Annotated in this window: 23 protein-coding genes; 20 read left to right on the top strand and 3 right to left on the bottom strand. The window is 34.3% G+C overall.

The genetic code is table 11. The features are described 5' to 3' along the window. Positions 1-150 precede the first annotated feature (150 nt). The 5 genes from OO013_RS05305 to OO013_RS05285 all read left to right on the top strand — a co-directional run bounded on the left by OO013_RS05305 (position 151) and on the right by OO013_RS05285 (position 4,580). The gene (locus OO013_RS05305; protein ID WP_266055645.1) at positions 151-531 is read left to right on the top strand and encodes a BlaI/MecI/CopY family transcriptional regulator; all 381 of its coding nucleotides are present in this window, start codon (positions 151-153) and stop codon (positions 529-531) included. A 151-nt stretch (positions 532-682) separates the two neighbouring features. Beyond that, positions 683-1,963: an N-acetylmuramoyl-L-alanine amidase gene (locus OO013_RS05300; RefSeq protein ID WP_266055644.1), complete on the top strand. Its 1,281-nt coding sequence runs from the start codon at positions 683-685 to the stop codon at positions 1,961-1,963. Between the two features lie 91 nt (positions 1,964-2,054). Then, positions 2,055-2,525 (top strand): GyrI-like domain-containing protein, encoded by a 471-nt coding sequence (locus tag OO013_RS05295; protein ID WP_266055643.1) that lies wholly within the window; start codon positions 2,055-2,057, stop codon positions 2,523-2,525. A gap of 42 nt (positions 2,526-2,567) precedes the next feature. After that, entirely contained in the window at positions 2,568-3,476 is a 909-nt protein-coding gene (locus tag OO013_RS05290; RefSeq protein ID WP_266055642.1) for a hypothetical protein, read from the top strand. A gap of 54 nt (positions 3,477-3,530) precedes the next feature. Beyond that, positions 3,531-4,580 carry an MBL fold metallo-hydrolase gene (locus OO013_RS05285; protein ID WP_266055641.1) on the top strand — a complete coding sequence of 350 codons (1,050 nt, stop codon included), beginning with the start codon at positions 3,531-3,533 and terminating at the stop codon, positions 4,578-4,580. Between the two features lie 59 nt (positions 4,581-4,639). On the opposite strand, the gene OO013_RS05280 is transcribed toward OO013_RS05285, so the two are convergent. Beyond that, the gene (locus OO013_RS05280) at positions 4,640-6,172 is read right to left on the bottom strand and encodes a SulP family inorganic anion transporter (RefSeq protein WP_266055640.1); all 1,533 of its coding nucleotides are present in this window, start codon (positions 6,170-6,172) and stop codon (positions 4,640-4,642) included. Between the two features lie 285 nt (positions 6,173-6,457). Between OO013_RS05280 and OO013_RS05275 the strand changes: the two genes are divergently transcribed. The 12 genes from OO013_RS05275 (at position 6,458) to OO013_RS05220 (ending at position 16,031) form a co-directional block, all read left to right on the top strand. Next, positions 6,458-7,378, top strand: a complete 921-nt coding sequence (locus OO013_RS05275) for a glutaminase (RefSeq protein WP_266055639.1) — start codon at positions 6,458-6,460, stop codon at positions 7,376-7,378. Between the two features lie 76 nt (positions 7,379-7,454). Beyond that, positions 7,455-8,684, top strand: coding sequence for a hypothetical protein (locus tag OO013_RS05270; RefSeq protein ID WP_266055638.1), 1,230 nt, complete (start codon positions 7,455-7,457; stop codon positions 8,682-8,684). A gap of 46 nt (positions 8,685-8,730) precedes the next feature. Next, positions 8,731-9,099: a hypothetical protein gene (locus tag OO013_RS05265; protein ID WP_266055637.1), complete on the top strand. Its 369-nt coding sequence runs from the start codon at positions 8,731-8,733 to the stop codon at positions 9,097-9,099. A gap of 104 nt (positions 9,100-9,203) precedes the next feature. Further along, the gene (locus tag OO013_RS05260) at positions 9,204-10,163 is read left to right on the top strand and encodes an RDD family protein (protein ID WP_266055636.1); all 960 of its coding nucleotides are present in this window, start codon (positions 9,204-9,206) and stop codon (positions 10,161-10,163) included. 144 nt (positions 10,164-10,307) lie between these two features. Next, positions 10,308-10,769, top strand: coding sequence for an ankyrin repeat domain-containing protein (locus tag OO013_RS05255; RefSeq protein ID WP_266055635.1), 462 nt, complete (start codon positions 10,308-10,310; stop codon positions 10,767-10,769). Between the two features lie 64 nt (positions 10,770-10,833). Then, positions 10,834-11,397: a helix-turn-helix domain-containing protein gene (locus OO013_RS05250; protein ID WP_266055634.1), complete on the top strand. Its 564-nt coding sequence runs from the start codon at positions 10,834-10,836 to the stop codon at positions 11,395-11,397. Between the two features lie 21 nt (positions 11,398-11,418). Next, entirely contained in the window at positions 11,419-12,330 is a 912-nt protein-coding gene (locus OO013_RS05245) for an alpha/beta hydrolase (RefSeq protein ID WP_266055633.1), read from the top strand. Positions 12,331-12,574: 244 nt separating this feature from the next. Further along, a complete protein-coding gene (locus OO013_RS05240; RefSeq protein WP_266055632.1) occupies positions 12,575-13,870 on the top strand; it encodes a DEAD/DEAH box helicase in 1,296 nt (431 codons plus the stop codon). A 112-nt stretch (positions 13,871-13,982) separates the two neighbouring features. Beyond that, the gene (locus OO013_RS05235; protein ID WP_266055631.1) at positions 13,983-14,201 is read left to right on the top strand and encodes a hypothetical protein; all 219 of its coding nucleotides are present in this window, start codon (positions 13,983-13,985) and stop codon (positions 14,199-14,201) included. Between the two features lie 161 nt (positions 14,202-14,362). After that, entirely contained in the window at positions 14,363-14,749 is a 387-nt protein-coding gene (locus OO013_RS20330; protein WP_439651820.1) for a hypothetical protein, read from the top strand. A gap of 204 nt (positions 14,750-14,953) precedes the next feature. Further along, complete coding sequence (locus tag OO013_RS05225; RefSeq protein WP_266055630.1) at positions 14,954-15,442, top strand: RNA polymerase sigma factor; 489 nt, start codon at positions 14,954-14,956, stop codon at positions 15,440-15,442. Next, the gene (locus OO013_RS05220; RefSeq protein ID WP_266055629.1) at positions 15,426-16,031 is read left to right on the top strand and encodes a hypothetical protein; all 606 of its coding nucleotides are present in this window, start codon (positions 15,426-15,428) and stop codon (positions 16,029-16,031) included. Before OO013_RS05225 ends, OO013_RS05220 begins: the two co-directional genes overlap by 17 nt. Positions 16,032-16,133: 102 nt before the next feature. Here OO013_RS05220 and OO013_RS05215 read toward each other — a convergent pair whose 3' ends face one another. Further along, positions 16,134-16,604, bottom strand: coding sequence for a GNAT family N-acetyltransferase (locus OO013_RS05215; protein ID WP_266055628.1), 471 nt, complete (start codon positions 16,602-16,604; stop codon positions 16,134-16,136). Between the two features lie 189 nt (positions 16,605-16,793). Between OO013_RS05215 and OO013_RS05210 the strand changes: the two genes are divergently transcribed. Both OO013_RS05210 and OO013_RS05205 read left to right on the top strand, forming a co-directional pair. Then, a complete protein-coding gene (locus OO013_RS05210) occupies positions 16,794-19,958 on the top strand; it encodes an AsmA-like C-terminal region-containing protein (RefSeq protein ID WP_266055627.1) in 3,165 nt (1,054 codons plus the stop codon). Between the two features lie 146 nt (positions 19,959-20,104). Continuing rightward, positions 20,105-20,515: a hypothetical protein gene (locus OO013_RS05205; RefSeq protein WP_266055626.1), complete on the top strand. Its 411-nt coding sequence runs from the start codon at positions 20,105-20,107 to the stop codon at positions 20,513-20,515. A gap of 75 nt (positions 20,516-20,590) precedes the next feature. Here OO013_RS05205 and OO013_RS05200 read toward each other — a convergent pair whose 3' ends face one another. After that, positions 20,591-20,977, bottom strand: coding sequence for a hypothetical protein (locus OO013_RS05200; RefSeq protein ID WP_266055625.1), 387 nt, complete (start codon positions 20,975-20,977; stop codon positions 20,591-20,593). Between the two features lie 400 nt (positions 20,978-21,377). Here OO013_RS05200 and OO013_RS05195 point away from each other — a divergent pair, with 400 nt between their 5' ends. After that, positions 21,378-22,598: an ATP-grasp domain-containing protein gene (locus tag OO013_RS05195; protein ID WP_266055624.1), complete on the top strand. Its 1,221-nt coding sequence runs from the start codon at positions 21,378-21,380 to the stop codon at positions 22,596-22,598. Positions 22,599-22,673: the final 75 nt, after the last annotated feature.

Here is a 22,673-nt window from a genome sequence, read left to right as displayed (position 1 = left end):
AATCAACTTTTTAACTACCAAGAATAGTGAATAATACACTCTAAAAGACTTGCTCTCAATAAAAAGTATTGCATAAATATTTTGTTATAAAAATCTATTTAACTACAATTGTAGTAACAAAACTATAAATGTAAATATATAACTACAGTTGTGGACCAAAAACAATTAAATAAATCAGAGCTTCAGGTAATGAAATACCTGTGGAAGATAGAAAAGGGTTTTTTAAAAGATATCGTTGATCAATTCCCTAAGCCCGGACCAGCATATACCACCATTTCCACTCTAATTAATAGAATGGTTAATAAAAACTACATAGGATACACCAAACTTGGCAGGGACAAGGAGTATTATCCTATTCTTAAAAAAAATGAATATTTTAAAACACAGATAAAGTCCATTGTTTCAGACTTTTTCAATAATTCTTCGTCTCAGTTCGCCTCCTTCTTCACCAAAAACTCTGATTTATCTGTAGAAGAGTTAAAAGAGCTTGAAGAAATGATTCAAACACAAATTAAACAAAAGAAAAAGTAAGATGATAAATTATTTCTTCTATTCCGCTATTTGCACTATTGCCATTTACCTGATATATAAATACCTTTTAAAGAAAACCCGGCTATTCTCTTTTAATCGATATTTTTTATTGATAGGAATCATTCTGTGCCTTATTACCCCAACCCTTGATTTGAATTGGGGTCTATATGCTGAAGCACCAAGATTCGAGGTTCCTGACCTTAATAACACAAAAATTGTAGTAGAAAATCCAGACCACAATACTATTGCCACAATCAAACCTGAAAGTTCAATTTTTATTTATCTGTCAGGCATCTTTTATTTATTAATCAGTAGTATTTTTTTATTCAGGTATTTTAAGAATTTAATGACCATCTCTAAAAATATCAGAAAGTCTTCTAAAGTAAACCAAAGCACTGGTTACATTCTACTAACAAATCAGTTTCAAAAATACTCCTTTAGCTTCTTTAACTATATAATAATTCCTAAAGAGTCTCTACTTAACAAAAAACTAACAAATACTATAATCCAACATGAATTAACTCATGTTAAAGAATTGCATACCGTTGATATCCTGTTAATAGAATTGATAAAATGCTTTTATTGGTTTAACCCTATGATTTGGTTCATTAAAAATGAGATATCTGAAAACCATGAATACATGGCTGATAATAATGTCATTAAACAGAACACCAATGTATCGGATTATATCAAACAGATTTTAAGTAGCATTTATCACTCAAGATCAGGATTGAGAAGTGGCTTTAGCTTTGTAACAACTAAAAACAGATTAAATATGTTAACATCCAACAATCATTCAACGAAAAAAAAATGGGTCAGATTAATTCTGGCAATGTTCTTAATAGCCTTTACATTTTCATTTACTTCTTTCAATCCTGACAAAAGCGATAAAGACCCTTTTATTGTAATTATTGATGCCGGGCATGGAGGTAAAGATCCTGGTTCACCTTCTGAAAAAGAGATAAATCTAAAGATCTCTAAAGAAATCCTGAATTTGAGCCAAAATTCAAATATAAAGATCATTCTAACACGTGAAAATGATGAGTACATTACTCTATCTGAAAGAATATCCTTTATTAACAATCAAAAAGCAGACATGCTTTTAAGCATTCATTGTAATAATTCGGAAAATATAACTAAAAATGGTCCTGAAGGATATTTCTCTGAATTAAATAATAAAAAAGCAATATCTCAAAAAGCAACTGAAATACTTATAACTAACCAGGTGAATAAATTCAGTAAGGAGGGTAGCATTAAGTCTGCTGACTACAAGATCTTAAGAGAAATTAATATACCTGGTGTTTTACTGGAATTAGGATATATGTCTAATAAGGAGGATGCCGATTTCTTACTAAACCCTGTTAATCAAAAAGATATCGCTAAAAACATTCTTCAATCATTAAATGAAGTTGAAAAAGAATTAAGAAAATAGTAAAATCATACGATTTTGAAAGGGGTATCTATTGATATCCTTTTTTTTATTTAACTAAAATATAGCGATATTAGCCCTCTAATTATCATCTATGAAACCAGAAATAAAGAATTTATCGTCTAGAAAACTTTTAGGTTTAAAAACCAAAATGTCTCTTGCAGATAATAAAACTGGTCAACTTTGGGCCAGATTTATCCCAATGATCAAAAAAATTGAAAAGAGCCAATCACAAGATAAAATTTCACTTCAAATTTATCCTCAAGATTTCTTCACAGACTTTTCACCATCAGCAAATTTTGAAAAATGGGCAGGTGTATTTGTTGAGGGTCATGATCCAGATTATGAGGATCTTGAATTACTGAATATTCCAGAAGGAAAATATGCAGTTTTCAATTATAAAGGTCCCGCAGGAGACCCAAAAGTATTTCAATACATTTTTGCAGAGTGGCTTCCCAAATCTGGTTTTATGTTAGACGATCGCCCTCATTTCGAAGTGTTGGGAAATAATTACAGTAACACCTCTCCTGAATCAGAAGAAGAGATCTGGATACCAATTAAATAATTCTAAATAATATTATTTTTTCAGTTGATTAAAGAAAACACCATGATCAAAAGACTATGTTTTATTTTCTTAATTGCCCTATTTTTTGGTTGTAGCAATAATGACCCAGTTGGACAGTGGGAGATCCATACGATATATGATCACAAGGGCTTAAATGAGTATGTCGATAATATGTCAAGAGAAGAAAAGCTTGCTAAAATTAAAACGGCCCCAAAAGATTCAAGCGTATTACGCATTGTATTTTATGATAAAGAATCACTGGATGATGAGACATTGGACAATATTATGAAAGAAGCCCATTTCGAAATGTTTTCAAGCAAAGTTTCCAATTCTTTTATAGCTCTATATGAAGATAAATCATTTAGTTATTATATCGAACCATACTATTTCGAAGGCAGCTGGCGAAAAAAAGGAGAGTCAGTTGTCCAGCTAAATATTGAAAATAATAAATTCTATTCATCTTCGATAGATCTTAAATTGCACGAAAATAACGGTAATTATTCATTTCAAAATTTAACTCATGATGAAACAACTCTATGGGTTTATGACCGTGTGAATGTCTCAAGGAGTAATGAAGAACCCAAATACCGATTACCTGAAAATAATTTATGGAGAAAGAAAGATCTTGAAGCCAGAAAAAAAGTAAAGAATTTGCTTAAGTTTTGGACCTATGTTTTTGATGATGCGATTATCAATAAAAAGACTATAAACAAAAGTTCTAAATACTATCAATGTCCGTTCAGATTTTACAGTATCGGCCTTACTGTTTATTCAATAGATAATCAGAAAATCAATCAGTGGAAAGCAACCTTTAAAAACCAGGAAGAATTTGAAAAAGGACATCAGATACTTATACAAGCTTTAAAAGATGCTAAATTCCCCACAGAGAAAAACTTATCTAAATATGAAAGAAATCTAAAGTTTTTCCAGGACGCATATAAAAAGATATAATGGCTCTTTTAAACATACTGTATTTTGAGGTGTTGTAAACTTTAAATAAGATAAATGATCAAACTATCGCAATTTGGTAATTCGGTAAGAGATAAAGATCTCAAAAAGTTTAAGCAGTCTGATAACTGGGATGGCGATAAATTTATAAATCAATCTAAAACGACCATGGATATTAATTTATCCACTATACCTAAATTATTAAAGCAAAATTTCACAAATCGTAAAGAAAGAAGACCCGAAAAACCAATAGCAGTAAATACATTTGATTTTGAAACATTTCATTCGTCGGAACAAGATCCTAAATTTATCTGGTATGGTCATTCGGTGCTAATGGTCAACATCAATGGCATCAAGCTCTTAATAGACCCGATGTTTGGTAGTGATGCAGCTCCAATCTCTCCCTTTGGTTCCAAAAGATTCAGTAATGACACGTTATTAATTATAGATTCATTGCCTGATTTTGATGCAATCCTGATCACTCATGACCACTATGATCATCTGGATCTTGACAGTATCTCAAAGCTTAAAAGTAAGTGCTCAACCTGGATGGTGGCATTAGGAGTTTCCAGACATTTAGAAAGCTGGGGCATTCCCTCTTCTCAAATAACTGAATTTGACTGGTGGGATAAAATCATCTTCAAAGAAATTGAGTTGACTTTTACTCCGTCTCGTCATTTTTCTGGAAGAGGTCTTTTTGATCGGGCAAAATCATTATGGGGAGGCTGGGTAATTAAATCTCAAAATCATTCAATTTACTGGAGCGGTGATGGCGGCTATGATGATCATTTTGAAGAAATAGGAGCAGAAATGGGCCCGTTTGACATCGGGTTCATGGAATGTGGTCAATACAATAAACACTGGCATCAGATTCATATGTATCCAGAAGAAGCTGTAAAGGCTGCTATGGTCTCAAAATCAAAACTCGCTGTACCTGTACATTGGGGTGCATTTGCTTTAGCACTTCATAGCTGGAAGGATCCGGTGAAGAGGTTTACAAAAGAAGCAGCTCTGAAAGGACTACCATTTTATATTCCTTCACCCGGAGAAGTATTTAATACCGAAATAAATAAGCCTCAAAACAATTGGTGGAAAGAAATTGAATAAAAAAAGCCGGAATTGTATTCCGGCTTATATATCGTATATTTCATTATCTTCAAAAAAGATTATTCTACTTTATCAACAACCACCTTATAAGTCGGATCTTCCAAAACGTTCACGTCAATCAACTTATCGGCATTATTTAAAAGTTTTCTGCAATCTTCACTCAAATGCTTCAAATGGATGGTTTTACCTTCCTTCTGGTATCTTTCCGTTAGCTTGTTTAATGCCTCAATTGCTGATTGATCCACAACCCTGCTTTCAGCAAAGTCAATGATCACTTCATCAGGATCATTTTTCACATCGAATTTTTCATTAAACACACTCACAGAACCAAAAAATAAAGGCCCGTAAATTTCATAATGTTTAACACCATCATTATCGATATGCTTTCTGGCACGGATTCTTTTAGCATTGTCCCAAGCAAAAACTAATGCTGAAATGATCACTCCAATCAATACTGCTAACGCAAGATTATGAAGGAATACCGTAATTAAAGTTACCAGTACCATTACAAACACATCTGATTTAGGCATTCTTCGGAAGGTTCTCAAACTTGCCCACTCAAACGTTCCGATAGCTACCATGATCATCACCCCGGTTAGCGCTGCCATTGGCAATTGCTCAATTATTCCGGCTCCAAACATGATAAAAACAAGTAACATTACGGCAGCTACAATTCCAGATAACCTTGCTCTAGCTCCTGAACTGATATTGATCAAACTCTGGCCGATCATAGCACATCCTCCCATACCTGAGAACATACCCGATAATATATTTGCAGTACCCTGTGCTACAGCTTCCTTGTTGCCTCGTCCACGAGTTTGAGTGATCTCATCAACAATATTCAGAGTAAGCAAAGATTCGATTAATCCCACACCCGCCATTACCAGCGCATAAGGGAAAATCAATTTTAACATCTCCATATTAAAAGGAACATCGGGAATATGAAATGGAGGAAACCCACCTTCAATTGATGCTATATCACCGACTGTTTTTGTATCAATTCCGAAGGCTGCCACCAACCCAAACACAGCTAATATCCCGGCAAGAGAAGAAGGAAATACTTTTGTTAATTTTGGTAGGCCCCAGATTATAAACATAGTGATCAACACCAATCCTAAATTCATATATAGTGCCATTCCGGAAAGCCAATCTCCTGAATCATTTTTAAACTGCCCCAACTGAGCCATAAAGATGATTATTGCCAGTCCGTTTACAAAACCAAAGATCACAGGTTGGGGAACTAACCTCATGAATTTACCTAACTTGAACACTCCGGCCAATATCTGGATTATCCCTGCAAGAATAACAGTCGCAAAAACATATTCGGCACCGTGAGAAATCGCAAGAGCTGCAATAACAATCGCTACTGCTCCTGTGGCTCCTGAGATCATCCCGGGACGGCCCCCTAGAATAGACGTCACCAACCCCATAACAAATGCAGCATAAAGACCTATCAATGGAGACAAATTAGCGATCATGGCAAAAGCTACAGCTTCCGGCACCAAAGCAAGAGCTACTGTCAAACCAGATAATATTTCTGTTGGATAATTAACCTTTTGCCTCAGGTCGAACAAATTAAAAATCTTCTTCATTTAAATATTTTTTTAAAAGGCTTAACACCCTCACCCGAAAAAACGATCACCCTATCGCTTGATTCCGAGCCTTTTAAATTTTAAGGGTGCAAAGGTAGTACTATAAAAGTGAAATCACACTCTTGTCAATACAAAAAGCATCCTTTTAATATATTTTCAATATAGTATTACCTAAATTATAAATTACATAGGTTTGACTGACCTACTTAAATATAATTTAGAATATCCCTCACAAAGGTTTCCAAATGAATTCAGGCATCTTAAATTGCGCCAAAAACAGGAACTATGGTGTTTGACTACAGAAAAATATTCAGAGAGATAGCTGACGAGATCACTGACATGAACGATCTGGGTCAGGTAGCTGATTATATACCTGAACTTAAACATATTGATCCTGATAAATTTGGTGTCCACCTGACAGATATAACTGATCAGCATTATGATTTTGGAGATGCCAGCGAAAAATTTAGCATTCAAAGTATCGCCAAAGTTTTTTCATTGATACTGGCCTTTAAAAATGAAGGGGTAAGTATTTGGAATCGCGTTGGAGTAGAGCCCTCAGGATCGCCATTTAATTCATTGGTACAGTTAGAATATGAAAAGGGTATCCCGAGAAATCCCTTCATCAATGCCGGTGCGCTGGTAGTATCAGATATTTTGATCAGTTACCTGGAAAATCCGAAAAAAGAGTTTATCAATTTCGTCAGAGAATTGGCCCAGTCTGAAGATATTCATTTCAATCCACAAGTAGCAGAATCAGAAAAAGCTACTGGTGAAAGAAATTCTGCCCTGGTGCATTTCATGAAATCATTTGACAACATTGAAAATGATCCCGAAGAAGTTCTTGATTTTTATTTTTATTTGTGTTCTGTAGAAATGAACTGCAGAGAACTTTCCAGAGCATTTTTATTCCTTGCAAATTATGGTACGGATCCTTTAACAGATAATAGAATATTGACACCCAGTAAGGCCAAGCGTGTGAATGCTATTATGCAAATGTGTGGATTTTATGATGAAGCAGGCGATTTCGCATTTAAAGTCGGTTTACCTGGAAAAAGTGGCGTAGGTGGAGGAATTGCAGCAGTTCTACCCGGTGAATATAGTATCGCTGTTTGGAGTCCAAGACTGAATAATCGAGGAAATTCGTATAAAGCAATGAAGTTTTTAGAAAAATTTACGACTAAAACCAATACCTCTATTTTTTAATCGAAAATTAGCATTGTTATTTTGGGTTAATTAAAAAGGACTATATTTTTGCCAGCAATTATCAACTATATTTTTTATGAAACCCTTTTGCACCACTTTTTTTGTTCTGATTGTAAGCTTTTTAGGTTTTTCTCAGGAAGATTTCAAACAAGGTTATTTTATAAACTCTGAAGGACAACGTTTTGACGCTCTGATCAAAGATATTCTCTGGGATTACCCCCCCGAATCGATAACTGTTAAACTGCCTGATTCCCAAAATCTAAGAGAGGTTCTAACAAAAGATATTCGAGAAATTGGAATTGGTTCGGAGGCAAAGATGATATTCAAAACTGTTAAGGTAGATAAGTCTAGTTCGGAAACAAATAAACTGAATTTTGATGAAGCTCCTGATTTTTCAACCGAGGAAGTGATGCTTCAGGTATTAATTGAAGGAAAGGCTAACCTTTACAAATATCAAAAAGGTAAATCTTTTATTAGATTTTATTTTTCAGATGGTAATGGGGATATTAAACCCCTTATTTATAAAAAATATATGGCTAATGAAAGACAGATAAAAGAAAATGATGAATACCGCAGGCAGCTCTGGAGAGAATTGAAAAACAATGATTTATCGGTTAATTACTATAACAACATCCTTTACAGAGAAAAAGATTTAATTCAGTATTTCACCAAATATAACCTGAAGTTTACAGAGCCTATTAAAGTATATGAAAGAGAAACGAAACACAGATTATCCCCGATAGAAATTAGCATCAGACCGGGTATTACAATATCGTCATTAGACGTAGAGAATAGCCTTGCAAATAATAACAGGCTTATTTCATATCAGAATACGATTGGATATCGGTTAGGAATAAATATTTCATATAAACTACCTTTCACTAATAACAAGGGGGCTATGTTTATTGAACCTACTTTTTCATGGGTGAATTTTGAGGGAGAAAATAGTTATCAGATAATTAAACTAGAATACACTTCAGTAGAGATGCTCATGGGAGGAAGGTATCACATTCCACTTTCATCCAACAATTCTATTTTTTTAAGTGCAGCAGCAGTAATCAAACTTGGACTGGGATCTACCATTCAATATGAATCAGGAACAGTTCTTGAAACTTCTGATTATAATTTCACTCCTGCTTTGGGACTAGGGTATGAAAATAGAAATTTTAATATTGAGATTATATACCAATTCCCACACAATTTATTACACAACTATGGCTTTTGGAAGGGGACCAAAACATCTCTTGAACTAAACGTCGGTTACAAAATTAAAAAAGCCTCGAAATGGCATTCGACTAAAAATTAACTGGTACAATTATTGCACGATTATTTAAGTAAAAAAACTTATAATAATGAGTAGAAATTTCATCTATTATTTAGTCATATTACTTATATTGCCAGCATGTAATGAAGATGAAAGCCCGGAAACTGTTAATATAAGATTGAAAAATACCAGCAAATATGACTACACAAACATTGTAGTTTACGATACAAAATTTCAGGATTTAAACAGTGGTAATACAAGTGAATATCATCAATTTGATATTGCTTATAGATATGCATTTGTGGAACTAGAGATTAATGGTAACGTATATACAATACAGCCCATTGATTACGTTGGCGAAACACCTCTGAAAAATGGTTTTTATACTTATAATATAGGGGCTAACGATACTAATGACCAATACGGCAGGCTCTCAATTGATTTGGTTAAAGATTAGTCTTATTGATTGCTTTGCTAAGAGGCGACTGATTAATTTCAGTCGCTTTTTTTGTTTACCTTTTTGATTAAACTGGTATTCACCTTTATACCAACTTTTTAATTATGAAATCTAATAAACTTCCTATTGTACCCATAGCACTTTTTATAGGAATAATCGGATTGGCTACTTCTTTGTATTCTTATTTTTTTTCTGTCCCTCTGGAAGAAAGAACAGTTCTTACACAAATGATTTATTGGTTTTCTCCTTACGTGGATGTTTGGCTACCTAATACAAGCATATTTACAATATTCAATGATTCTGGTATGGGATATCTCAATTTAGCAGCTATTTTATTCTGGATTCTCATTCTTACAGGAGCGTTAATCTATCAAAACTCGAATGGCACCAAATCAAACTTACTAAGACTATGCTTTTCTATTATATTAATAACAGCCGGAATGGGTGTAGTTCATATGCCGCTAGTAATTATTTTCGGTTTAATATTTGATTCAGACTCAGAGGTTGGATGGTCCTGGATACCATTCTTTATTAGGAATATATTATTTGTAGTAATAGCATTCAAAGCGATTAAGCAATTAAATGAGCTAAATGACAATAAAGTTATTTCACATAGCCAGAAAGGATCTGTGAGTAAAGGTACACGATTCCTGAACTACCTGATGGATATTGTAATAATTTCCTTTTATGGTGCTCCTGCGGTATCTAACTTATTTCCCAGCTCTCATTTTTTTGACTATTATTATGAATCGATGGAATTAATATTTCAAATCTCATTATATGTAGCCCTAATATTATACTATTTATTTTTTGAATCTGTTTTTAAAAGAACACCTGGTAAAATGATAACGGGGTCAAAAGTTATCGCTGAAAAGGGAAGTTTAACTTTTGGTAAAGTTCTGGGAAGAACATTTTCCAGATTTGTTCCCTTCGAACCACTTTCATTCTTTGGAGATAAGGGGTGGCACGACAAATGGACAGATACCCAAGTTGTGAAAGAAGGATCTAAAGCAACAGAAGAACATAAAATATCCTATGAAGAACTTGGTCTGGTAGACGCATAAATTTAAAGCCGGTATCTTATACATTTACCGGCTTTTTTTATTTTATACTAAGTTGAATCCTCCCTGATTTTTCAAAAGTCCGTTTAAACCATTATCTTATTAGATAGTTCCTATTATTAGTTTTTACTTTTTAAAATAATGACTATGGATTTAAACGACTTCAATAATGCTATCCGCTCTGGAAATGAGGAATTGGCAAAACAATGCATAAATGATAACCCGGAAATAGTAAACCATATAGACGAACGAGGTTTTACTCCTCTCGTAATGGCAGCTTATTTTGATCAGGACAAAATGGTTAAACTGCTTGTGGATAACGGTGCTAATGTCAATGCAGTTGATGCTGCCGGAAACACCCCACTTATGGGAGCATCTTTTAAGGGATTAAAATCAATTGCAGAAACCTTAATTGATGCAGGCACGGATTTAAATAAACAAAATGCCAATGGTGATACAGCCCTGACCTTTGCCTGTAAATACGGTCAGGAGGAAATCGCAAAACTTTTAGTGGAAAAAGGGGCTAAAAAAGACATTAAAGATAAAGATGGGCTAACTCCTGTCGACCATGCAAATCAGGAAGGTTTTACCTGGGCAAATGAACTTTAAAAAATAATCATCATTTGATTAAAATCGTCATAACCAATTTGATTCAGCTTCCTATATTTACAATATGTTAACTGATGAAAACATATTAAATGCAGTAAAATATATTGAAAGCAATTTTGATTCAGATCCTGACATCAATATTCTTTCAGATATTGCCTGCTATTCACCTGTCCATTTTCGGAGATTATTCAAAAATCAAACCGGATACTCACCGGCCAAATACCTGGAAATGACCAGAATCAGCAAAAGCATTGAGCTGATAAGAGCAAAAGCTCCGGTTAGAGAAATTGCATTTGATACCGGCTTCAATAATTATGAGACTTTCATCAGAACTTTTAAAAAATATTCTGGCATTGCTCCAGGTGATCTGATTAACCTTTTGAAAGTGCTGGAACAGGATACAGATAAAGATCAGCCAGTGATAATTGTCCATCAAAATGTCAGCCTTATTCAAACGCGTTCTTTGCTGAAAAATTCACTCGAGGAAAATCTTTTTTCAAAAGATAAGATCCAGGATCTTAAAGTATTCAGGATTACTGAATCCACTTTAAGTGCGAGAAAAATAACCGATAAGTTTTCCTTCCACGATGATCTTGTAACAGCCCAAAAAATCCTCCAGTCATATTAAAAAAGATTTAAAAGAATAAAAATGGAAAAAACTGAAAAAATTAATCGTAATAAAACTATAAATAAAAACCTGATATTTAATTTACCTTCAGGCAGAAAAATTGGTTATGCCTTTTATGGAGCCCCCAACGGGAGCCCGGTATTCGCATTTCATGGTACTCCCGGATCACGGTTGTGGTTTACAGAAGATGATGATGAATCAAAACTACAGAACATAAAATTAATCACGGTCGACAGGCCGGGCTATGGGTTATCTACACCGGTAAAAGGGCGGAGTATATTAGATTTTGCTGATGACGTCAATGCCCTTGCAGATCACCTGAACATACATAAATATGCTGTGCTTGGAATATCCGGCGGATCAGTTTACTCATTGGCTTGCGCATATAGATCCCCGGACAGAGTAATCAAATCATCAGCATTAAGTTCAATCGTTCCATTTATTAACGGTCGTCCTCCCAAACAAATGTGTGCTGAAAACAGAAGTGCCTTTTTCCTGTCAAAACATTTTCCTTTTCTATCAAAATGGATTTTAAATAAAGGTAAAAAAATGATATCTAAGGATCCTGATAAATACATTCACAAAGTTAAGTCTCAAGTTGGACACCTATGCCCTTCAGACCGTGAACTCATTCAAAAGGAAGAAGCAGGTAATATTATATTAATTAACATGAAAGAAGCCACGCGACAATCTGCAAATGAAGGAGCGACAGAACCATCTTTGCTATCAAAACCATGGGGATTCGAACCAAGAAATATACAAATACCAGTTGAAATTTGGCATGGCATAGATGACACCTTAACACCAATAGACCCTGTTAAAAATTACTATCCTGATAAAAAGAATTTTAATCTTCATTTTTTACCTGGAAAAGGTCATTTTCTTGATGGACATAGTGATACATGGCGGGAAATACTTAAAAACGCAATATAATTTGAGACACAATAAAAAGATATCATAAATTTTTGATCTCTTTATACTGATATACAATTTCAATCGTTAAATAAACAGGTAATTGAATTTACTTTAATGCATCAGTTCTCATTATTGTTAAGGCATGGGGTATAGCATACTCCATGCTTTTATTTTATATATAAATTCAGTCAAAATTTAGATAATCTACTTTTGGCGAAAATCTAAGGTAAAAGGACTACCTTTGCAGTCTAATTAAGAATATATGACATTTAATGAATTAGGGCTTAACAAGTCTATTCTTCATGCTTTGAATAAGCAAGGATATACTAACCCTACCCCAATACAGGAAAGAGCCATTCCTGTTTTATTACAAGGTAAAGATCTTTTAGGATGTGCACAGACCGGAACTGGTAAGACAGCCGCTTTTACTATTCCAATATTGCAACACCTGGAAAATGAACCTTCTCCTGGAAAGGGAAAAAGAAAAATAAAATCGTTGATAGTTACGCCAACACGTGAGCTTGCAGTTCAGATCGGTGAAAGTATCGCTGCTTATGGTGAATTCACCCACCTAAAGCATACAGTAATATTTGGTGGCGTAAAACAAGGTGCTCAAACTAAAGCATTGCATCATGGTATTGATATCCTTGTTGCAACACCAGGCCGTCTTCTTGACTTGATTAATCAAGGGTTTATTTCTCTTGATCATATAAAATATTTTGTGCTTGATGAAGCTGACCAGATGCTTGACATGGGTTTTATCCATGACATCAAAAAGATCATCAAAATGCTTCCTAAGAAAAGACAGTCTCTATTCTTTTCTGCAACCATGGCACCACCTATTGTGGAACTTTCCCAGCAAATACTTGGTGAACCGGAGCAGATCACTATTAAACCTGAAAAGCCAACAGCAGAAAAGGTTACCCAAAAAGTTTACCATGTTAGCAAGCGGAATAAAAACAACCTCCTTTTACATATACTAAAAGAGGGTTCTGAAGAATCTACTCTGGTCTTTTCAAGAACTAAGCATGGAGCAAACAAGATAGTTAAAAAACTTAATCAGGCTGGAATCGAGGCGGATGCAATCCATGGAAACAAATCACAGGCTGCTCGTCAAAATGCACTGAATAAGTTCAAAAAAGGTGACTCATCAGTATTGGTTGCTACAGACATCGCTGCAAGGGGTATTGATGTAGATGGTCTTGAATTAGTAATAAATTACGACCTGCCTAATGTACCGGAAACTTATGTTCATCGAATTGGAAGAACCGGCAGAGCTGATAAGGCAGGTATAGCTTTATCTTTTTGCGATAGAGATGAAAAAGCCTACCTGAGGGACATCCAAAAGTTAATTAAGCAGGAAGTAACAGTTATAGAAGGTCATCCATATGAAAGACCTGACGGTGAGGAAGAACCTGAAAAGAAACAGGATGGTAAAAAACCGGAACGTAAATTCAGCAAGCGTCATCAGCACCATAATAAAGAAAAAAATCAGCGGAATTTCAGAAGAAAAAAACATCATAAGGGAGGTAACCCCGGCAGGAAAAAAAACAATTAAAAATATTTAGCTGATTGTCATTTAGTTAGACATTTTTCGACGAATGAAGTAAAACAATTGGTTACCAAAACCGGTCTTAACCTATACATTTATAGAAACAAAAAGATCGTGTATGTATTCTTTAGCCGAAAGACCGAGAATAGAAACAGTTAACAAAATTGTCCAGTATGTTCAGGCCAATGACCTTAATAAAGGGATGGTTTTACCAAACATTGGTACGATTCTTACTGTCGAAGAATGTCTGAACAATGTAAAAGTGACCCTTACCAATAGTATGATTAATACCAATGAGGTATATTTTTCAAAATTTGAACGAATAATGGTCGAATAAAATTTTCATTGATGCTAAATCAAAAGGGATGTGAAATTATATCACATCCCTTTATTTTTACAATCTCATTCTACACATTTCAGGATATGATTTTATTGATTGAAGAGAAAATGTTAAAATTAGGTTTAAACAAAATACTATTTTTATAGCATTCAAATATTATGAATTTTTTTAGCGAACTAGGTCCTTATTCAACTCCATTTTACTCCATTGCTTTTATTATTTTATTAACCGCTTTTTTCAAGGGGTGGAAAATCTGGAATAACAATAGTGACAATATCAGTATAAGATTAATTTGGGTATTAGGTCTAATGGTACTTTTATTAAGCCTTGGTGGATATGTTTATGAAGTCAGAGCTGCTTTTGAACTGATTGAAGCTGCCGGAGATATTCAACCGTCGCTTGTTGCCAGTAGCATTAAAGAGGCATTAATTGTTCCATTGGCAGGAATATTTCTTTTGGTGTTCTCTGTTGGACTATGGGCAACGTTACACGAGCTGAAAAAATTCAATCAAAAGAAATCTTTCGAAGGAGATGACATTCTTTAAACCCACTTAAATCAAGCAGATTTTAATCCACGTTTTTAAAATGCTTATTTATCATTAAATGTGTATGAAGGAATTTAAACCACAAACAAAAAGTCCAATCCGATAAATCATAAACTGAATTAAAATTATTTTAAAAAAAAATCAAATTGGGTGTAATGATTTTCATTTTTTGCCACTAACCAGGTAAACCTAATAGTTAGTAACGTGAGTAGAGATTTTTACCAACAAGAGATTTTACCCTTTGCCGGTATCATAATCAAAATATGCCGGGCTTATACAGACACTGAATCTGATTTTGAAGATTATTATCAGGAAGTATGTTTACAAATTTGGCGAAGCAGAGCACAGTTCCGTGGTAGCTCTGAATGGTCAACATTTATTTACAGAATAACATTAAATGTCTGCCTGACTCTTTTCCGCAAAGACAAAAAGAAAAAAGTAGAAAGGGCATTTCCTGAAAATTTAAACCTTGAAACAAGCAATGATGCATTTCAAAATGAAGATGTCCAGATGTTATATAGTGCCATTAAGCAACTAAAAGATGTAGACCGGGTCCTGATATTGCTCTATCTCGAGGATAAATCTTATAAAGAAATTGGTGAAGTACTCAACCTGAATGCTAACAATGTAGGTGTCCGTGTAAAACGAATTAAAGAACGACTAAAAAAAATTATCGATGGAAAACTCAATTGAAAACACCTGGAAAAATGCTTTTGCAAACAATGAATTATTAGCTCCAAAGCTAGTGGGTCTTTATGAAAAAAAGTCTGAAATGATTGTAGATAAAATGATGCGTCGTTTAAAGATTGATAATTGGTCTTTAATAGCTACCGCAGCTGTGGTTATTATAATCGGGTTTGTATATGACTACCTTTTAGAAGGAATTTATGGCGCTATTGTGATATTATCGATCTTTGGATTAAACAGCTGGATGATTAAAAAAGCAGATAAGATAGACCTGACAAATGAGCCATTAGTTTATCTCAAATCCTTTATGAAATGGATCAAATCAACTATGAAATTTTATAAAGTGTTTCTTGGAATCGTATTGCCAATTTTCCTGGCTCCAATATTTTACTTTATTTTAAGTTCATTAGATCCCATTCAGCAATTAATTCAGAAAAACGGTTTAAAACCTGTAATAATTTTAATCTTTTTTCTTTGTGTATTTCAATCAGTAATTTTACTTCTATCATATAGCATATCTACTAAAGTGATATATGGTAGCTTGATAACCAAAATGAAAGAAATCATTAAAGACCTGGAAGAGTTGAAGAGTTAATAAAGTTTTTTACATGTCACTAATCCAGTCTAAGATGCAGTATGCTGTATTTATGGCTGGATTTTATTTATTTTCCAAGGCTTCAAACTTCCTTTTGGGCTACTAATCAAATTTCACCCATCTGATTTTTACAGCAGAAATTTTGTCAAGCTCCAGTCGGATGCCAGGCAATTTTTTAAAATCATTTTTTAAATAGAAATCAATTGGTGAAAAATACGGATGTCCATTCTTCTTAATCTCCGAATCATTGTCAATGACCCAGCCATTTAAAATGTTTTGTCGTTCTTTTGCCCTATTCAGTAAATCAGAACCAAGTCCCCGTCCCTGACATTGTGAGTCTACTATAATGGCAAACCACCTTTCACCATCACGGATAAAATCGAAATACCATGCTTTGACATATTGATCTTCATCAAATACCAGTATATGAGATTGATCTTCCAAAGTCCTGAGGTAATTCTCAAAATGAGCCAGATCCTTAATAATTAATTTTTCAGGATATTCACTATTCCATAATTGAATAAGCTGAATTTTATCGGACTCTGAAAGCTCTGATTTTTCTGTAATTTTCATTTTATGGTTATTCCCGGCTTCGGAATTTAAGGATAAGTTTATGGTACAATTTGGATGCATAATCATAAATCTTCTCATCAAATAAAACAATTGTCTATTAAAAAGCACATTTCGCAATCAAGCAAATTATTATACTTGATACAAATACCTTTTTTTTATAAGTTGCTTGTTCCAATTTTTTAAAGATTCATGACTTCATTTTTTAGTAAAAAATCCTGGAAAAAATGGATAGCTCTTTTTGCTATTTTATTCATTTTTATCCCAATCATCGGTATTAGTGTGGTGTATGCTAATCAGCAACAGATCGTTCATGAAATGGTCGATTATCTGAACGAAGATTTCCAGGGAAAGCTGGAAATTGAAGGTAGTCATATCTCTCCATTTGCCAATTTCCCATACGTTTCTATCGATCTGGAAAATGTTAAAGTGTACGAAGGTAAAGAAAAAGATAGCCCAATACTCCTTCACCTGGAAGACACCTACATTGGATTTGATATCTGGTCAATGATGGGTGGTGAATATGACATTAAAGCTATTCGATTGGAAGGTGGGTTCATTAAACTCGTTCAACACGTAGACGGGACTTTCAATATTGCAAATGCATTAACATCTTCTTCAGACAGTATCACACATGAAGAAGATCATTTGCATTTAGAGCTCAATGCAGTAAACCTGAAAAATATTGATCTGATGAAGCTAAATGAAGAAAATAATCTTCTGGCTGAAGCATTCATCAATGAGGCAAAATCAAGTTTTAAAACTTCAAGTGAGCATACCTACATAGAATTAGACAGCAAGTTTCTTTTTAACCTGATTGCTGACGGAGACACTACTTTTTTACACGATAAGCATATCGACCTTCATACAACCCTGGATCTGGATGCAAAGACTGGCAAATTAGAAATACTTCCCTCTGAACTCAATATTGAAAAAGCACTTTTCGAAATGGAGGGCAGTGTGGATTTTGAAAATGACATGTTTCTCGATCTTCACTTTAAAGGAAACAAACCTAACTTCAATCTTTTTCTTGCCTTTGCACCACCGGAAATAATGCCGGTATTAGAACGGTATGAAAATGGTGGACGGATATATTTTGACGCAAGAGTAAAAGGGAAATCTATAAATGGACACAACCCGGCTGTTAATGTGGACTTTGGTTGTCAGGAAGCTTTCATTAATAATAAAGAAGCAGATAAATCTGTTAATGAACTGTATTTCGAAGGACATTTTACGAATGGAGAAAAGCAAAATGCAAGTACCATGGCTTTGGATATTCTGGACTTCTCTGCAAAACCAGAGGCCGGTAATTTCAGTGGGAAACTTAATGTTGTGAATTTCGATTCACCTGATATTGACCTGCAATTAAAATCGGATTTCAATCTCGATTTTCTTGCTGAATTTTTAAATATTCAAAACCTTCAGGATGTAACTGGTAAGATTTCACTTACGATGAACTTCCATGATATTATTGATCTTGAACATCCTGAAAGAAGCATCGAAAAACTTAATGAATCGTATTATACTGTCCTTAAAATTGATAATTTAAATTTTAACAGTAGTCAATATCCATTGCCAATCAATGATGTAAATGTTGACATTACAATGGATGGTCATGCTGCTGAAATTAAAAAGCTTGAAGGTAAAATTGGTAGCTCGGATATTAGTATAACTGCGAGTATATCAGATCTACCTGCAATTTTACATCACACAGACTTGCCTGTAGAAGCTATTTTAGACATTAACTCATCAAAAATTGACCTTAGGGAGTTAACATCTGTAAATGAAGACAGTGCAAAAATAAATGAAGTCATAACAAATCTCAGAACAAGATTTAAATTTAAAAGTTCTGCAAGAGCATTTACCGAATCTCCAAATCTGCCTGTTGGTGAATTCTTCATTGAGAAGCTTCACGCCAATTTAAAAAATTACCCTCACGAACTGCATGATTTCAATGCGGATATTATGGTTGATAATGAAAACTTTCAGATCATCGATTTTACAGGCATGATCGATGAAAGTGATTTTCATTTTAACGGACGATTGGAAAACTATGATTTGTGGTTTGAAGAAGGTCCAAGAGGGTCAACCAAAATAGACTTTCATCTTAATTCGGATGTATTACAACTTGACGATCTTTTTGCCTACGGTGGTGAAAACCATGTACCTGAAGATTATCGTCATGAGGAATTCACTGACCTCCATCTCAAAGGCATTGCTAAACTGGAATTCAACAAAAAGTTGCTCTCATCGCATATAACCATTGAAGCATTAGAAACGAATATGAAAGTTCACCATATGCGTTTTGAAAAATTCAATGGAGAATTCTTTATTGACAGCACTGCTATTAAAGCAACTAATGTGGGAGGAAAAATAGGAAATTCGAATTTCAAAATCGATTTTAATTATGACCTGTCAGAAGATACGGTCAACCACCATCATACTTTTAAATTAACCGCTCCTCATCTGGATTTTGACCAGCTCTTTGCTTACAATCCATCTCCTGAAGATCAGGAAATGACACCGGAAGATCATGAGGCAGGTTTTAACATCTTCGAAGTTCCTTTTAGTAACATGGATTTCTCTTTCGATATCGGGCATTTGAATTACCACCGATATCTTCTTGATGACTTTCTGTTAAAAGGACGTATGAAGAAAAACCACTATATCTATGTCGACACAATGTCATTAAAAGCTGCTGGTGGAAAAATTGACTTGAATGGATATTTTAATGGTTCAAATCCAAAAGCGATCTATTTTAGCCCTAAAATGCAGGTTAAGAATGTTGACCTGGACCAATTACTTTTCAAGTTTGAAAATTTTGGACAAGATCACCTGGTTTCAGAAAATCTTCATGGTAAGTTAAGTGGTTCGATCAACGGAAAGGTTCACATGCATGCAGACATGGTTCCGATTATTGACGACTCAGAATTACATATCAATTTAAAAGTGGTGAATGGAAGCCTTAACCACTACCCGGCATTTGATGCCTTATCAGATTATTTTGGAGACAAAAACCTGAGCAATGTGCGATTTGATACCCTTCAGAATAAACTTGACCTGAAAAATGGATATCTGAGTATTCCATCCATGAATATTAACTCCACAATCGGATTTTTCGAAATATCCGGAAAGCAAAACATGGATATGGATATGGAATATTATCTAAGAATTCCACTAGAAGTCGTGACTAAGGCTGGTATGCAAAAGCTTTTTGGCAAGAAGAAGGAAGCTACTTCAGACCAGGTTGATGAGATCCAGTACCGTGATGAAAATAAGAATGTTCGTTTTATTAATATTAAAATAGAAGGCACCCCCGATGATTTTGAAATCTCATTGGGTAAGGATAAAAGCTGAAAGATAAGCTAGATAGTTTAATGCTGTCAGGATTAATTATTCAAAAACTTAAAAAGTATAATATTAAGAACTAATAATAAAGTTTGATTTTAATTCAATTGATGCTAAATTATATTAAGGATTCATCTTTCAACTATAATTTAGCCATGCAAAGAAAACTTTTATTTATTGCATTGATTTTAATGCCTTTTTTTACAAAAGCACAAGTAGGGGCAGGATTTCATTATTCAAATCTTCCTTTTCTAGGGATCAACTATGAGATAAGCGATCGATTTAGACCTGAATTAAGAATCGGAACAGATACTTTCCTAGAGGATGTTTCCTTAGAAGGTGTTGTTACTTACGATCTGCTCGATAAACCAGATTATGAATTGTATTTGGGATTAGGAGCCAGGTCAGAAGATTTTTCAGGATTGGTAATACCCTTTGGATTAAATCTTTATCCACTAGATAATAAGAATTTTGGATTTCATTTTGAGGTGGCCCCTATCGTCGGTGATGTTGATATTTTGAGAGGAAGTCTGGGTTTCAGGTATCGGTTTAAAGGTGAAGAATAATCAAAATAAAAGTCAGTAATTTTTCAAATCACTGACTTTATCTTCAATTTCTTTTAAATTTTAAAATAGCCAATCTTATTCAATACTATGAGCCTCATCAAATCCGACATATTCATTTCGGTTTAACACGTAGAGTGCTTTTTGGCTATTACTTTCCAGGATTATTGCACTTGTGCTATCAGATGGGTTTGAAAATAAAATATCATAGTGACGACCATCTTCTAGCTGAATACCATAGGTTACAACACCATTCTTATTACTGATCTTGTTTTGGGTGTAACCAATCGAAGTAGCCTTCTTAGTTGAGTCACTTATTGTTAAAGTCTCAGGTTCAAACTTGAAGACAAACTTGTCTCCTTCAGAATTAGTAGCCTTCCATTTTCCGGCATACTCGTCAGATCCTGAACAAGCGATAAATCCAATTAAAAGAAAACAAAAAAAGATTTTGGTTAAATGATTCATAGTTTTATAGTTATTTAAAAATGGTTCTCCCAAATGGTTTGGGCTTTAAATTTTGGCCAAAGCATTGTTTGACTTCCTAATGTCAATATTTGACAATCCCTTAAAAAAATTCGAAAATAAGTGTTTTTAATTTTTTATCAAACCCGGCTAGCAAAACTTTGATCATTTACAGGGTTATTGATTAATCTTATCCATTCAGATCGAGACCAAATCTGCCTTCAAAACATCACTTTAACGTTATAATAAAATTATATGCCTCCTGACTGTTAATTACAGGACTTGACAAATTTGTCCAAATCGCACGCCAATTTGTCAGAAATGGCTTTTTAAATGGGTAAAACATTGATTTTTAAGCAAATATTTGTTATAACTAAGGTAAACCAAAAAACGAACACTAATTATGGCTAAATGCTTTGCATTATTAGGTTGGAGTTTACCTGTCATTGAAAGTATGCAAAAACTCAACAAACCTTATGTGGTAGTATCGTTTCCGGACTTTGAGCCGTATGCGAAAGAAAATGATATTCCCTTTGTTCCCTATCAATTGAACGAATGGAGTGATTCATCAAATTCGCTCGACCTGCTCGAAAAACTTAACCAGCATAATGTTGATGTGGCCGTTCCACTGTTTGAGGAAACTGTAGAATGGGCCGGAGCACTCAACTCCATTTATCGTGGAGACCCACGGGTACTGAACAGAGCATTTCTATTCAGAAACAAAGCTATGATGAAAAGAAAGGCACTAATCGGCGGACTCCGGGTAGGTCTTTTTGAAGAAGTATACAATAAAGAGGGTGTAAAAGCTTTCATGAAAAGACTCAATGAAGCAAATCTTCAGGTTGAAGGAGAAGAAGATAGTTGGGTACATATCAAACCGTTTGCCAGTGCTGGAACAGTTGGGCACAGGTTGTTACGAACTATGAATGATGTAGACGAAAAATGCGAAGATGAAGATTTTCCTTGTCTGGCGGAAAGCCACTTACCGGGAAGAGAATTCTCTTGTGAGGCATTTGTTCATGGCGGTAAGATCCGTTTCCTAAACATCACTGAATATGTGAAACTGGGATATTCTAACTTTATCCCCGAAGGAAATTACCTCCACAGCAAACGAGATATGATCATGAAGGAAATGCAAAAAATGGTCGATCTCTTTGGTATCGAATATGGCATGGTACACCCTGAGTGGTTCCTTACTGAAAATGACGAAATGAGTTTTGGTGAGGTAGCTTGCCGTATACCCGGTGGGCACATTCTTGAACTTTGTGGTAAAGCATATGACTTTGACGCTCTTGGAGCATTTGTATTATGCCACGATCCTGATCTTTCAGAAGAAGAACTTAAAGAAATTCTTCCTCCGATCGATGCAAGACCTAAGAATTTCTATGGTAATGTGATGATCTATCCACACAAAAATCAGATCTCCAAATTAGAAATTCCAGAAGAGCTGAAAGAGGAACCATATTTTCTTGATCACAACCTGGTACCACCGATGACCACCCAGAAAATAAGTGACAGAGATGGTTTTGGTAACCACTTTGGTACAGTTAACTTTAAAGGAGAAGATCCGGATCGAATGACAGAACTACTTCTTCATTACGAAAATGTGGATTTCTATCATTAATTAATTAAATCAGTAAAAGAGAATTTCAATAAAGCCTTTCAGTAAAATTGAAAGGTTTTATTGTTAATTAAAATT

Origin of the sequence: Mangrovivirga halotolerans, assembly GCF_026241165.1 — a bacterium.
GTDB classification, from domain to species: domain Bacteria; phylum Bacteroidota; class Bacteroidia; order Cytophagales; family Cyclobacteriaceae; genus Mangrovivirga; species Mangrovivirga halotolerans.
Note: the sequence above shows the minus strand (reverse complement) of the source record. Positions and strands in the feature narration are given on the sequence as shown.

Coding starts and splice junctions, on each gene's coding strand:
- OO013_RS05240 (WP_266055632.1), top strand. CDS start 12,575: ATGACATTTAATGAATTAGGGCTTAACAAGTCTATTCTTCATGCTTTG.
- OO013_RS05245 (WP_266055633.1), top strand. CDS start 11,419: ATGGAAAAAACTGAAAAAATTAATCGTAATAAAACTATAAATAAAAAC.
- OO013_RS05235 (WP_266055631.1), top strand. CDS start 13,983: ATGTATTCTTTAGCCGAAAGACCGAGAATAGAAACAGTTAACAAAATT.
- OO013_RS05275 (WP_266055639.1), top strand. CDS start 6,458: ATGGTGTTTGACTACAGAAAAATATTCAGAGAGATAGCTGACGAGATC.
- OO013_RS05215 (WP_266055628.1), bottom strand. CDS start 16,604: ATGAAAATTACAGAAAAATCAGAGCTTTCAGAGTCCGATAAAATTCAG.
- OO013_RS05280 (WP_266055640.1), bottom strand. CDS start 6,172: ATGAAGAAGATTTTTAATTTGTTCGACCTGAGGCAAAAGGTTAATTAT.
- OO013_RS05220 (WP_266055629.1), top strand. CDS start 15,426: ATGGAAAACTCAATTGAAAACACCTGGAAAAATGCTTTTGCAAACAAT.
- OO013_RS05295 (WP_266055643.1), top strand. CDS start 2,055: ATGAAACCAGAAATAAAGAATTTATCGTCTAGAAAACTTTTAGGTTTA.
- OO013_RS05285 (WP_266055641.1), top strand. CDS start 3,531: ATGATCAAACTATCGCAATTTGGTAATTCGGTAAGAGATAAAGATCTC.
- OO013_RS05210 (WP_266055627.1), top strand. CDS start 16,794: ATGACTTCATTTTTTAGTAAAAAATCCTGGAAAAAATGGATAGCTCTT.
- OO013_RS05200 (WP_266055625.1), bottom strand. CDS start 20,977: ATGAATCATTTAACCAAAATCTTTTTTTGTTTTCTTTTAATTGGATTT.
- OO013_RS05260 (WP_266055636.1), top strand. CDS start 9,204: ATGAAATCTAATAAACTTCCTATTGTACCCATAGCACTTTTTATAGGA.
- OO013_RS05290 (WP_266055642.1), top strand. CDS start 2,568: ATGATCAAAAGACTATGTTTTATTTTCTTAATTGCCCTATTTTTTGGT.
- OO013_RS05270 (WP_266055638.1), top strand. CDS start 7,455: ATGAAACCCTTTTGCACCACTTTTTTTGTTCTGATTGTAAGCTTTTTA.
- OO013_RS05205 (WP_266055626.1), top strand. CDS start 20,105: ATGCAAAGAAAACTTTTATTTATTGCATTGATTTTAATGCCTTTTTTT.
- OO013_RS20330 (WP_439651820.1), top strand. CDS start 14,363: ATGAATTTTTTTAGCGAACTAGGTCCTTATTCAACTCCATTTTACTCC.
- OO013_RS05195 (WP_266055624.1), top strand. CDS start 21,378: ATGGCTAAATGCTTTGCATTATTAGGTTGGAGTTTACCTGTCATTGAA.
- OO013_RS05250 (WP_266055634.1), top strand. CDS start 10,834: ATGTTAACTGATGAAAACATATTAAATGCAGTAAAATATATTGAAAGC.
- OO013_RS05265 (WP_266055637.1), top strand. CDS start 8,731: ATGAGTAGAAATTTCATCTATTATTTAGTCATATTACTTATATTGCCA.
- OO013_RS05255 (WP_266055635.1), top strand. CDS start 10,308: ATGGATTTAAACGACTTCAATAATGCTATCCGCTCTGGAAATGAGGAA.